Annotated in this window: 7 protein-coding genes; 3 read left to right on the top strand and 4 right to left on the bottom strand. The window is 71.8% G+C overall.

What is annotated here, in order from left to right; genetic code table 11:
• Positions 1–394: 394 nt before the first annotated feature.
• Positions 395–955, bottom strand: a complete 561-nt coding sequence (locus tag ACIOHP_RS03880; RefSeq protein WP_361559610.1) for a MarR family transcriptional regulator — start codon at positions 953–955, stop codon at positions 395–397.
• Positions 956–1,108: 153 nt separating this feature from the next.
• Here ACIOHP_RS03880 and ACIOHP_RS03885 point away from each other — a divergent pair, with 153 nt between their 5' ends.
• Positions 1,109–2,365 carry an MFS transporter gene (locus tag ACIOHP_RS03885; protein WP_401883155.1) on the top strand — a complete coding sequence of 419 codons (1,257 nt, stop codon included), beginning with the start codon at positions 1,109–1,111 and terminating at the stop codon, positions 2,363–2,365.
• 80 nt (positions 2,366–2,445) lie between these two features.
• Here the strand turns inward: ACIOHP_RS03885 and ACIOHP_RS03890 are convergent, their stop codons facing one another.
• Entirely contained in the window at positions 2,446–4,086 is a 1,641-nt protein-coding gene (locus tag ACIOHP_RS03890) for a SpoIIE family protein phosphatase (RefSeq protein ID WP_361559604.1), read from the bottom strand.
• A 172-nt stretch (positions 4,087–4,258) separates the two neighbouring features.
• On the bottom strand, positions 4,259–5,638 hold the full coding sequence (locus tag ACIOHP_RS03895; RefSeq protein WP_401883158.1) for an NAD(P)/FAD-dependent oxidoreductase: 1,380 nt from the start codon (positions 5,636–5,638) through the stop codon (positions 4,259–4,261).
• A 377-nt stretch (positions 5,639–6,015) separates the two neighbouring features.
• Here ACIOHP_RS03895 and ACIOHP_RS03900 point away from each other — a divergent pair, with 377 nt between their 5' ends.
• On the top strand, positions 6,016–6,777 hold the full coding sequence (locus ACIOHP_RS03900; RefSeq protein ID WP_361483363.1) for a helix-turn-helix domain-containing protein: 762 nt from the start codon (positions 6,016–6,018) through the stop codon (positions 6,775–6,777).
• A gap of 280 nt (positions 6,778–7,057) precedes the next feature.
• Complete coding sequence (locus ACIOHP_RS03905) at positions 7,058–8,968, top strand: sigma-70 family RNA polymerase sigma factor (RefSeq protein WP_401883162.1); 1,911 nt, start codon at positions 7,058–7,060, stop codon at positions 8,966–8,968.
• A gap of 45 nt (positions 8,969–9,013) precedes the next feature.
• Here the strand turns inward: ACIOHP_RS03905 and ACIOHP_RS03910 are convergent, their stop codons facing one another.
• Positions 9,014–12,352 carry an ATP-binding protein gene (locus ACIOHP_RS03910; RefSeq protein ID WP_401883165.1) on the bottom strand — a complete coding sequence of 1,113 codons (3,339 nt, stop codon included), beginning with the start codon at positions 12,350–12,352 and terminating at the stop codon, positions 9,014–9,016.
• Between the last annotated feature and the right edge of the window lie 267 nt (positions 12,353–12,619).

A 12,619-nucleotide genomic window follows, 5' to 3' on the forward strand; every position in this document is an offset into this window, starting at 1 on the left:
CTCTATCAGACCGTTTCCGGTTCCGATTTCCTCGGTGCTTTCCAGGTTCCCGCTTTCGCGTTTCCCTTTCCGGCGGTTCCGACTCTATCAGATCCGTTCGGGCCTGACTCCCAGTCAGAGGGGGTTTGCCTTCCCGGCTGTTGGGCCGTTCCGACGTCTCAAACCTTAGCGGATCCTCTCGGCAGCTCCTAATCGAGCTGCCGACCCAAATCGAATTGAATTCGGGCACGCCGAATTCGATCCCGTTGGGAGATCGTGCTGATGGTTTGTGTGCCGCTGATGCGGCGGGAGGTGCTGTCGAAGAACCGTTACGGCTCTGCGGCAACCCGAAGAACTCTACGGATCACACAGGGGGCTGTCAACCAAGCCTGTCAAGATCTTTTCGGGTGACGCGTCAGTCCAGGTCACTGAGCCGGCCACCGGCGTCCGGCTGGGCATGCTCCACCCGCCGCAGGAGACGGGTGAGGACGTCACCCAGGCTGGTCCGCTCTTCCGGGGAGAGGTCCTGGAGGAGATCCTCCTCGAAGACCGTGGCGAGCCGCATGGCCTCCAGCCACTTCTCGCGGCCCTCGTCCGTCAGCTCCACGATCACGCGGACACGGTTGGACTCGTCCCGCTCCCTGGTGACCAGACCCTCCGCGACCATCCGGTCGATGCGGTGGGTCATCGCGGCCGGCGTCAGGCCGAGTCCCTTGGCGAGGTCGCTGGGGCCCATTTGGTAGGGGGCGCCGGAGAGGACGAGGGCCTTGAGCACCTCCCACTCCGCGTTGCTGATGCCGAGGGCGGAGGTCTGACGGCCGTAGGCGACGTTCATACGGCGGTTCAGCCGGGACAGCGCCGAGACGATCTGCTCGACCTGGGGATCGAGGTCCTGGAACTCGCGCTGGTACGCGGCGATCTGCTCTTCGAGGGTCGGCTCACTGCCGATGCCGCTGCTGCCGGGGGTGTCACCCATGGGCGGAAGTATCGCACGGGGCTGCTTGGCGTTTAAGTTCTTCTAGGTGTACTGTTTAGCTTCTAACTTTAGCTTTGAAGTCTTCGGTTCTAAGTACTGAAGGACTCCAACTACCTGATTGAGGTGAACGTGACCAGGGCGATGGGCGCAGCGATGTGCCGGATTCACGTGGGTAACGCACTCAGCGCGTTCGGGCTCGGCTTCACCGTCCCCTACCTGTACGTCTATGTGGCGCAGGTGCGGGGACTGGGAGCCATGACGGCGGGGCTCGTCCTCGCCGTCTTCGCCGTGGCCGCGCTGATCGTGCTGCCGTTCGCCGGCAGGGCGATCGTGCGGCGGGGCCCGCTTCCGGTGTTGCTCACCGCCCTGGTCACCGCCGCGATCGGTGCGCTGAGCCTGGGGCTCGCGAGCAATGCGACGACCGTTCTGCTGTCGGCGGCCGCGCTCGGCGCCGGGCAGGCCGTGATGCAGCCGGCGCTCGCCACGATGATCGTGGACTGCTCCACCGCCGAGACCCGCTCCCGTGCCTTCGCGATGCAGTTCTTCCTGCAGAACCTCGGGCTGGGCGTCGGCGGTCTCATCGGCGGTCACCTCGTCGACACGACGAGCGCCTCCTCCTTCACCCTGCTCTTCGCGATCGAGGCGGCGATGTTCCTGCTGCTGGCCGTGGTGATGGCGACCGTACGGATCCCGCACGCGCCGCGGATCGGGGACGCGCCCGCCGGTTCGGCGAAGGGCAGCTGGAAGCAGCTCCTGGGGAACCGGGCCATGGTGCAGCTGTGCGTCCTGGGCTTCGTGCTGTTCTTCGCCTGTTACGGCCAGTTCGAGTCGGGCCTGGCCGCGTACGGAGTCGAGGCCGCCGGGATCTCCACGTCCGCGCTGGGGTCGGCCCTGGCCGCCAACACCGCGATGATCGTCATCGCGCAGTTCGCCGTACTGAAGTTCGTCGAGCGGCGCCGGCGCTCCCGGGTGATCGCCGCGGTCGGCGTCATCTGGGCCGTCGCGTGGATCACCGCCGGTTACGCCGGCCTCGGTCACACCAGCCAGGCCATGGCCACGGCCGCGTTCGTCTCGACGTACGCCCTCTTCGGGCTGGGCGAGGCCATGCTGTCCCCGACCGTCGCTCCCCTGGTCGCCGATCTCGCCCCGAGCGGGATGGCCGGTCAGTACAACTCGGCCTTCGCCCTGGTCAAGCAGCTCGCCCTGGCCGTAGGCCCGGCGGTGGGCGGCCCGATGGGTGCCTCATTGCACGCGCCGTACATCGTGACGTTCCTGGTGTTCTCGGTGGGCATCACGTTCCTGGGCCTGAGGCTCGGACGGCAGCTCACCGCGGTACAGGACCACCCGTGGCGAGCAAGGAGTCGAGTGGTGGCGAAGGGTGGAGCGACGGTGGAGTCCATCGCCGCGTAACCGGAGCGCCCCTTTAGGGGCGCGGGGAACTGCGCGACCGGCCACAACGCACGCGCAGCCGCCAAGCGACCCCTGCGCCCCTATCCCTTGGGCAGCACGAACTCGCACCAGACGGCCTTCCCACCCCCCGGCGTCCGACGAGACCCCCAGTTCGAGGCGATCGTCGCCACGATGGCGATGCCCCGACCGGACTCGTCACCGGGTTCGGCTCGCCGGCGCCGGGGCAGGTGATCGTCCCCGTCGGTCACCTCGATGATCAGCCGTCGGTCCGTCCGGCGCAGTCGCAACCGCATCGGGGGCGTGCCGTGCTGAAGCGAGTTGGCGACCAGTTCGCTCGCCGCCAGTACTCCCAGGTCATGCAGCTCCGCAGGGAACCGCCAGCTGGTCAGCACGCCGGAGGCGAACGCACGGGCGCGTGGTGCCGCCTCGATGCCGCCCAGGAGTTCCAGTGCGGCGTTGCGGAAGAGGTCGCTGTCGGGGCCCGTACGGGCGGGGTGCTGGAGGACCAGGACCGCCACGTCGTCGTCGTGGTCGGCGGTGACACCCGCGGAGCGGACCAGGCGGTCGCAGACGACCTGGGGTGTCCCGGTCGCGCCGGACAGGGCGCGTTCCAGGGAGGCGATGCCCTCGTCCAGGTCTTCGTCACGGCGTTCGACCAGACCGTCCGTGTAGAGGACGGCCGTGGAGCCGGGGCCGAGCGGGATCGAACCCGACGCGTGCATCCAGCCACCGGTGCCCAGCGGGGGGCCCGTCGGTTCGTCGGCGCGCAGCACCGCCCCGCTCTCGTCGCGGACGAGGATCGGGAGGTGGCCGGCGCTGGCGTACACCAGTCGGCCCTCGTTGGGGTCGTGGATGGCGTACACGCACGTGGCGATCTGGTTGGCGTCGATCTCCGCGGCGAGGCCGTCGAGGAGTTGGAGGATCTCGTGCGGGGGGAGGTCGAGGCGGGCGTAGGCCCTGACCGCCGTACGCAATTGGCCCATGACCGCTGCCGCGCGGACTCCTCTGCCCATGACGTCGCCGATGACCAGGGCCGTGCGGCCGCCGCCGAGGGTGATGACGTCGTACCAGTCGCCGCCGACCGCGGCCTCGGTGCCGCCTGGCTGGTAGGTGGCGGCGATGCGGAGGTCGTCGGGTTCCTCCAGGACCTGGGGGAGCAAGGAGCGCTGGAGGGTCACGGCCGTCTCGCGCTGGCGGCGTTCGCTGGCTCTGAGGCGTTCCGCGGCTTCGGCGTGGTCGGTGACGTCGGTCGCGAAGACGAGGACGCCGCCGGTGTCTCCCTCCGTCACCGGGGTGCAGGTGAAGGTGTAGGAGTGGCCGTCGGGGGCCTTGCGGGACTTGACCGTGCGTGCCTTGCCGCTGCGCAGGACCTGGTCGAGGAGGGGCAGGAGGCCGATCTCGTCGAGCTCCGGGAGGGCTTCGCGGGCGGGGGCGCCGGGGTGTCTTACGCCGAACGCCGTCATATAGGCGTCGTTGACGTAGGCGAGGCGGTGGTCGGTGCCGTGGACGAGGGCGACGAGGGCCGGGACGCGGTCGAGTACCTCGCGCACGGGGAGTTCGTCGACGGCGGGCACGTGCGGTGCTTCGTCGGTGAGTTGTTCGGCGCGGGCAGCGGGTACGGCGCCCTCCCCGAGTCGGTCGGGGGTGACCGGGTGGTCGGTCCGCGCTGCGGCGCGGCGCTGTGTTCCGGGGAGCCGGGCGCTCCAGCGCGTGAAGTTCACGAATCCTTGCCTCGTGTCGTCGTCTTCGGCCGGCTCCGGACCCGGCCTGGGTCCTCGTGGGTGCGGAGAGCGGGCGTCCACCCGTCCTGGGTCGGGGATCAGTGTGGCAGTGTGGCCGACCGGGTCGACATCCGTCAGACGCCTACCTTGCCGGTGGAGTTCCTGGGTCCGGTCAGGACGACCCCTTCGGGTCGTTCGTGGGGTCCTGAGGAGGCTTTCCACCGGCCGCGAGTTCGAACTCCGCTCGGGGATGTTCGAGGGAACCCAGCGAGACGATCTCCCTTTTGAAGAGCCCGGACAGCGTCCATTCGGCCAGGACGCGGGCCTTGCGGTTGAAGGTGGGCACCCTGCTGAGGTGGTAGACACGGTGCATGAACCAGGCAGGGTAGCCCTTCAGCTTGCGTCCGTAGACGTGTGCGACACCTTTGTGGAGGCCCAGGGAGGCCACCGAGCCGACGTACTTGTGGGAGTACGTCTCCAGTTCCTCGCCCCGAAGCGTGTGCGCGATGTTGTCGCCGAGGAGCTTGGCCTGGCGTACCGCGTGCTGGGCGTTGGGGGCGGTCTCCCTGCCGGGTTCGGCGGCCGTCACATCGGGGACGGCGGCGGCGTCTCCGGCCGCCCACGCGTGCGTGGCGCCCTCGACGGTGAGCTGGGGGGTGCATTTCAGCCGACCCCGGTCCGTGAGCGGGAGGTCGCTGGCGGCGAGGATCGGGTGGGGTTTGACGCCGGCGGTCCACACGACCGTACGGGTCGGGAAGCGGGCGCCGTCGCTGAGGACGGCCACGCGGTCGGCGCAGGATTCGAGGCGGGTGCCCAGGCGTACGTCGATGTTGCGGCGGCGCAGCTCGGTGACGGTGTAGCGGCCCATCTCCTCGCCGACCTCGGGGAGGATGCGGTCGGAGGCCTCCACGAGGATCCACTTCATGTCCTCGGGCTGGATGTTGTGGTAGTACCGCGCGGTGTAGCGGGCCATGTCCTCGAGTTCGCCGAGCGCCTCCACGCCCGCGTAGCCGCCGCCGACGAAGACGAAGGTGAGGGCCGCGTCGCGGATCGCGGGGTCGCGGGTGGAGGAGGCGATGTCCATCTGCTCGATGACGTGGTTGCGCAGTCCGATGGCCTCCTCGACGGTCTTGAAGCCGATGGCGTGGTCGGCGAGGCCGGGGATGGGCAGGGTGCGGGAGATCGAGCCGGGGGCGAGGACGAGTTCGTCGTACGTCAGCTGCCGGGCGCCGGTTCCCTCTTCCTCGGTGGCGAGGGTGGTCACGGTCGCGGTGCGTTTGGCGTGGTCGACGGCGGTGGCCTCGCCGATGACGACATGGCACAGGTCCAGGACGCGGCGCAGGGGGACGACCACGTGGCGGGGGGAGATGGAGCCGGCGGCCGCCTCGGGAAGGAACGGCTGATAGGTCATGTACGGGTCGGGGGTGACGACCGTGATCTCGACGTCGCCGCGGCTCAGTTCCTGTTTCAGCCTCCGCTGAAGACGCAGGGCCGTGTACATCCCGACGTAGCCGCCACCGACAACGAGAATGCGCGCGCGTTCCTTCACCACCCCATGACGCACCCGACGCTTGAGTTTGTCCACAGCCCCGGCAATTTGTGTGACCGCGCGTTTTGCGCGAGCGGGGTTGGCCGAATCGGCGGCGTGCGGGGAAGGCTTGCAGGTCAGGGGGTGTGCGCCGGGGGTCCTGAGGGGGTGCAATCGGGACGTATACGACCCGTACTCCGATCGGGGGGCGCTCCGTGCGGAACCTGCCCCTTCTGAATTGACCCCCTCTCAACTATGTTCGTGTGTCGACGGGGTGTAGGGGGATGCACTCATCGGATCCGCGACGGGCGGTCCGTGAAGCGGTTTGTTCCCCATAGCGCTCCGGCTTTCAGTGGCGGGGAAAGTCTCCGGGGGGAGACGTCATTACCGGGGGATCGCTTATGCATGTTCAGGACTCTCATTGGTCTTCCGCGTCTGCCATCGGGCCAGGTGGCGGAGCGATGAGCGCGGCGGTGGGGAACGGACGCGACGGTTCGCGTTCGACGCCGCTGCGCGTGGACGCACAGCGCAATCTGGAGCACGTACTGCGTGCGGCGCGCGAGGTGTTCGGCGAGCTGGGGTACGGCGCGCCGATGGAGGACGTGGCGCGACGCGCGCGGGTCGGTGTCGGCACGGTGTACCGGCGCTTCCCGAGCAAGGACGTCCTGGTGCGCCGGATAGCCGAGGAGGAGACCTCCCGGCTGACGGACCAGGCGCGTACGGCGCTCGGTCAGGAGGACGAGCCGTGGTCGGCGCTGTCGCGCTTCCTGCGGACGTCGGTGGCCTCGGGTGCCGGGCGGCTGCTGCCGCCGCAGGTGCTGCGGGTCGGGGTGGCCGACGAGCACGAGGACGGTGCCGGGTACGACGAGGCGCGGGTGCCGCAGCAGCGGACGCAGCCGGGCTCGGGTGAGCTGCGGCTGGTGTCGGAGAACCCGGGGAACGCGGTCGAGGACGACTCCGGGGCGGCGGCGCTGCTCGACGTGGTGGGCCAGCTCGTGGAGCGGGCGCGGACGGCGGGTGAGCTGCGGGCCGATGTGTCGGTGTCGGACGTGCTGCTGGTGATCGCGACGGCGGCGCCCTCGCTGCCGGATGCGGCGCAGCAGGCGGCGGCCTCGGCGCGGCTGCTGGACATCCTGCTGGAGGGTCTGCGGTCGCGGCCGTAGTAAAGGCCGCTTGACGCGGTGCCTCGATCAGGTGACGACGAGGTGTGGGTGCTGCGCCGCCCGCGCCTCGTTCGCATGCCCGGCTTTCCCGGCATGTCCCCAACTCCCGCTCAACCCACGACGGTTGAGCCTTCCCCGGATGGGTGACGGCTAGTACTGCGGTGCGGCAAAACCCCACGGACGAGTGGAAGCCCCGCACAGCCGGGTCCTGACCAAAAGCCAATATGGCACGCTGACCCGGTGTTCGTGACTGGTGGGCAGGCGGCGGGGGCTTTCCGCGATGGGCGTTGACGGGCGGGACGAGTCACAGGGCGAGGGGGACGCGGAGGCCAGCGGCCTGGCGTCCCCCCAGGTACCGAGCCAGGGGGGCCGGGCGGGCCGCACGCCGGTCGGCGGTGACCCGATGGAGGGCAGCGTCCCGACCCAGCGCGACCGCCGCGAGGACAGCGTCCTGCCGCCGCCGATCGAGCTGCCGCCCGGTGACGCCGACCTGATCGGCCGGATGCGCTCGGGCGACGACACCGCCTACGAGGAGCTGTACCGCCGCCATGCGGACGCGGTCCGCCGGTACGCCCGCACCTGCTGTCGCGACGCCCACACCGCGGACGACCTCACCGCCGAGGTCTTCGCCCGCATGCTCCAGGCGGTGCGCGGTGGCTCCGGCCCCGAGCACGCCGTACGCGCCTATCTCCTGACGACGGTCCGGCGCGTCGCCGCGAACTGGACGAAGTCAGCCAAGCGGGAGCAACTGGTCGACGACTTCGCGGTGTTCGCCGCGCAGTCCGCGCGCGTGACCGACGTCTCCGACGACGACACGCTGAACCTGGGCGCCGATGTGCGCGCCATGCACGTGGCCGAGCAGTCCATGGCCATGCAGGCCTTCCGCTCGCTGCCCGAACGCTGGCAGGCCGTGCTGTGGCACACCGAGGTCGAGGACGAGTCGCCGAGCGATGTCGCCACGCTCTTCGGGCTCGACGCCAACGGCACGCGCGTGCTCGCCAGCCGCGCCCGCGAGGGCCTCAAGCAGGCCTATCTCCAGGCCCACGTCAGTGCCGCCCTCGCCGACGACGAGGAGTGCGCCCGCTACGCCGACCAGCTCGGCACCTATGCCCGCGGCCGGCTGCGCACCCGTGCCGAACGCGGGTTGCGCAAGCACCTGGAGGAGTGCGCCAAGTGCCGCCTCGCGGCCAGCCAGATCGCCGAGGTCGCGAGCAGCATCCCCGCCGTCGTGCCGGTCGCGGTCATCGGCTGGTTCGGTGCCGCCGGGTACGCCAAGGTCGCCGCGCTCATCGCCGGTGGCACGGGAGCGGGCGCGGCGGGTGTCGCGGGCGCGGCGGTGGCGAGCGGCGGCTCGTCGGGCGGCGCGGGCGCGGGGGGCGGTGCGGCGGCCTCGGAGGGCGTGGGCATGCCGGTGAAGGTCGGTATCGCGGCCGGTGCGCTGGTCGCGGCGGGTGTCGTGGTGGCGCTCGCCCTGTCCGGCAACGACAAGCCGGCCGACGACAAACCCGTGGCCCAGCCCCCCGCGACCACACCGGTGGTCAAGCCCGCCGAGAACATCCCCAAGCCGCCGAAGAAGGAGCCCGCTCCCGCGCCGCCGGTCATCGCGCTCGAGCCGACGCCGACACCGACGCCCACCCCCACACCGACCCCCGAGCCCAGCCCGACCCCCACCCCGGCCCCGACGCCGAAGCCCACCCCGACGCCGAAGCCGACCCCCAAGCCCACCCCCACGCCGACACCGCCTCCCCCGCCCGCGCCGGCCGTCTACCAGTGGAGCGAGCTGGCGTACGACATCAACGGCGACGGCACCGAGCCCGAGATGCGGATCTCCGAGAGCAGCTGGGTGTGGCAGCGGTGGGGTGTCTCGGTCGGCGGCACGCGGTACGAGCACGGCGTCACCGTGCACGGCCGGTCCTCCGTCACCATCGACCTCAACCGCGAGTGCGCCTCCTACGACGCGGCGGTCGGCGTGGACGACATGGCGCTGGGGCTCGGCAAGGTCTACTTCTCCGTCTACGCGGACGGGGTCCGGCTGTGGAAGTCCGGGCTGGTCGAGGGCGGGGACGCGGCGGTGCCGGTCCATGTGAACCTCGCCGGACGCGAGACCGTGCGGCTGGTGGTGGAGCCGCACAGTTCCTTCGACGACCTGGCGCTCGCCGACTGGGCGGAGTCGAAGTTCAGGTGTTCGTAGCGCCGGACGGACTGCCGGTGCCGGGTGGACGCGCAGGGCTTCGCCTCATGACGCCGCCGTACCTGCGGAGTGGGTGCGCAGGGCCGCGTCGAGTTCGCCGAGGACGTCGTCCGGGGTGAGCGCCGAGCCCCTGGCGCACTCCGCCGTGTAGCGCTCGTCGCCGAGGGCCGCGCGGGCGTCGGCCTCGGCCCGTTCGGCGGCCACGCCCTCCGGCATGGGGCGCGGGAGACCGTCGCGCCAGCGGGTGGCCGCGGCGAGCAGGCGGGCGGCGCGCGCATGGTCGCCCAGACGGGACATCAGGTCCGCCGTGCCATCGGCGAGCGCCGCCTTCATCGCGTCGGAGCAGCGCGTCTCGACCGCCGTCCGCAACGCTTCGGCCAGCTTGGGCAGAGCGGTCCCGGGGCCGGACACCGCCGCCGACACCATGGCGTCGACCGACAGCAGCATCACCCTGAACTGTGGGGGCGGCGTCGCCCGCCCGACGGCGTCGCGCGCCTCTTCGTACAGGTCGCGGGCGCGGTCGATGTCCTTCTCGTCCAGCGCCATCAGGGCCAGCTGGAGCAGCACGAACGCCCGGGAGTCCGCCACGGCGTACCGCTCGGCGGCGGCGCTCGCCTCGTCCAGGGTGGCCAGTGCCGTCGTACGGTCGCCCGCGCGGTAGGCGATCTCGGCGAGCCGGGCGAGGAGGAACGGCGTTTCGGTGTGGGCCCCCACCTCGTGGGCGAGCCGCAGGGCCTCCTCGTACTCCCCCTTGGCCTCCTCGAAGCGGCCCCGCGCCATGGCCGCCTCCCCTGCGGCGCTGCACACCTGGGCCCGCAGCCAGCGGTCGCCGACCCGCCGGCTCAGCACCCGCAGCTCCGCCAGGTCGCCGTCGATGCCGGGCATGCCGCCCGGGGAGTCGACGACCATGTGCGCGCGGAACATCAGGACGACGCCGGTCTCCCAGTCGCCGCCGTGAGCCCGGCAGTTGGCGACCGCCCTGTCCAGGACGGGCCGGGCGTCCTCCCTCGGGGCGGGAGGGAGGAAGACCGTCACCGGCCAGGCGAGGCCGGGCAGGCGGGCCGCGTGGGGGCCGCCGCTCCCGAAGTGGTCCCGGATCCGTGCCACGTACCCGTGCATCCGCTCGTCCAGCCCGTCCAGGGGCGGGTCGACCTCGGCCATGAGGAAGAGGTGCAGCATCCGGAGGTCCATCCGCAGGGTGTGCAGCGGGTGGTGTCTCTCGCCGTCCGGGTCGGCCAGGAAGGTGTCGACGGGGTCCAGGGACGTCATCAGGGAGCACGCCGCGTCCTGCTCCGCCGGGAGCGTGCCCCCGGCGGCGTCGAGGGCCGCGCCCAGCCGCAGCACCTGGCCGGTCCAGTCCGCGCCCTCCCTGCGGTAGTTCCGCAGCCACCAGAACCAGGTCATCGCGACGGCCAGGGCACCGGCCTCCGCCTCGTCGCCGGCCTCGACCGCGCGGTGGAGGGCCCCGCGGATGTTGTCCAGCTCCGTCTCCAGGCGGGAGATCCACGGGAGCTGGCCGACGGAACGCAGCTCGGGCTCGGCCTCCTCGACGAGGGCGCGCACCCATGCGCGGTGCCTGCGCAGGGCGTCGGCGCGCGCGTGAGGGGCCTCGGCCGCGCGTTCGACCGCGTACTCGTGGATCGTCTCCAGCATGCGGTAACGCATGACGTCACCGCCGGACCGCTCGCACGGGGCGGCGACGACCAGGGACTTGTCGACGAGCGCCCCGATCAGCTCGGCGGCGGGGCCGGTGCACACGGCCTCCGCGGCGGCGAGGTCCCAGCCGCCCGCGAACACGGACGCCTCGCGCAGCACCGTCCGCTCCCGCTCGTCGAGCAGGTCCCAGGACCAGTCGACGACCGCGCGCAGGGTCTGCTGGCGGGGCAGGACCGTGCGGCTTCCCGAGGTGAGGAGGCGGAAGCGGTCGTCGAGGCGGTCGGCGATCTGGCGGGGGGTGAGCAGCCGCAGCCTTGCCGCCGCGAGCTCGATGGCGAGCGGCAGTCCGTCGAGGCGGCGGCAGATCTCGGTGACGGCCTCGGTGTCGCGGAGGACGGCGTCCGCGTCGGGGCGGACCGCCGTCGCGCGCTCGGTGAAGAGGCGGTGCGCCTGGTCGGGGAGGAGGGGCTCGACCGGGCGCACGGACTCGCCGGGGACCCCCAGGGGTTCACGGCTGGTGGCGAGGATCGTGAGCCCGGGGCAGCGGGTCAGCAGGGTCTCGGCGAGGTGGGCCGCCGCTTCGATGACATGTTCGCAGTTGTCAAGGATCAGGAGTTGGCTGCGCGGGGCGCAGTACTCGACGAGCAGGGCGAGCGGGTCGTCCTGCCGGTCCGTCAGCTCGGTGGTGATCAGCTTGGTCTCCCGCAGACCGAGCGCGCTGACCACCGCCCCTGGCACCGCCTCCGGCCGGTCGAGCGGTGCCAGCTCGACGAGCCACGCCTCGGGTCGCCCGGCGGCGGCCTCCTCGGCGAGACGGGTCTTTCCGGAGCCGCCCGGACCGGTGAGAGTGACGAGACGGGCCCTGTGCAATTCGGAACGGATGGCGTCGAGTTCGGGTTCCCGGCCCACGAAAGAGGTAAGACGCGGACGAAGGTTGCCGCGACGGGTGGCGGGTGCCGGGGTGTGGGGGCTCACGGCATCCGGGTGGGCCGGTGCGGGAGGGAGCGTGGGTGCCGGGGCGAGCAGTTCGGCGTGCAGGGAGCGAAGTTCCGGGCCCGGGTCGGTGCCGAGGCCCTCGGACAGGGTGCGGCGGGCCGACTCGTACGCGGCGAGTGCGTCGGCGTTGCGGCCGGTGTCGCGCAGGGCGCGGATGAGGAGGGCGTGCAGCGGCTCGTCGTACGGGTGCGCGGCGGTCAGTTCCGTCAGTTCCGGTACGGCGTCCTGGGCTCGGCCGAGTCGCAGGGCCGCGTCGGCTCGGGCGCGCAGCGCTTCCAGGCGTCGTGTCTCCGGGCGGGTCGCGGGGGTGCGGTCGGGGAGGTCGGCGAGGGCGGGGCCGCGCCACAGGGTGAGGGCCTCGTCCAGGGCGTGGGCGGCGGCTCGGGGGTCGTCCCGGTGGAGGGCCGCGGTGCCCTGGCGGGTGAGCCGTTCGAAGACGAAGAGGTCTACGTCGTCGTGGGTCGCGGTGAGGCGGTAGCCGCCGGGGGCGGAGGTGATCGTGTCCTTGCCGAGGGCGCGGCGGAGGCGGCCTACGAGGGCGTGGAGGGCGGCCGGGGCGTCCTGGGGCGGGGTGTCGGCCCAGATGTCGGCGATCAGGGTGTCGGGGGCGGTGACGGTTCCTGGGCGGAGGGCGAGGGCGGTGAGCAGGGCACGTAGGCGGGGGCCGCCGAGGGGGACGGCGGTGCCGTGGTCGTCCTCGGCCTGGGTGACGCCCAGGATTCTGTACCGCACCGGGTCATTGTCGCCGGGGTGGCTTTGGGGGGCACAGGTTTTCGGGACCTGGGCGTGGGTGGGTGCGGGGTGGTGGGGGTGCGCGCCGGGCTGTTCTCGCCCCCGCCGCCCCTACCCGTCCCATCCCTGGGGGCTGCGCCCCCAGACCCCCGCTACGGCCCTGAACGGGCCTCGTCCTCAAACGCCGGACGGGCTGAAAACGAAGACACGGACCGGCGTCGAGAGGCGAAGCCCCCGGCGGGTGGGTGGGAGCTCGGGACGGGAGTT

Origin of the sequence: Streptomyces sp. NPDC087859, from assembly GCF_044742595.1 — a bacterium.
Classification (GTDB): domain Bacteria; phylum Actinomycetota; class Actinomycetes; order Streptomycetales; family Streptomycetaceae; genus Streptomyces; species Streptomyces canus_F.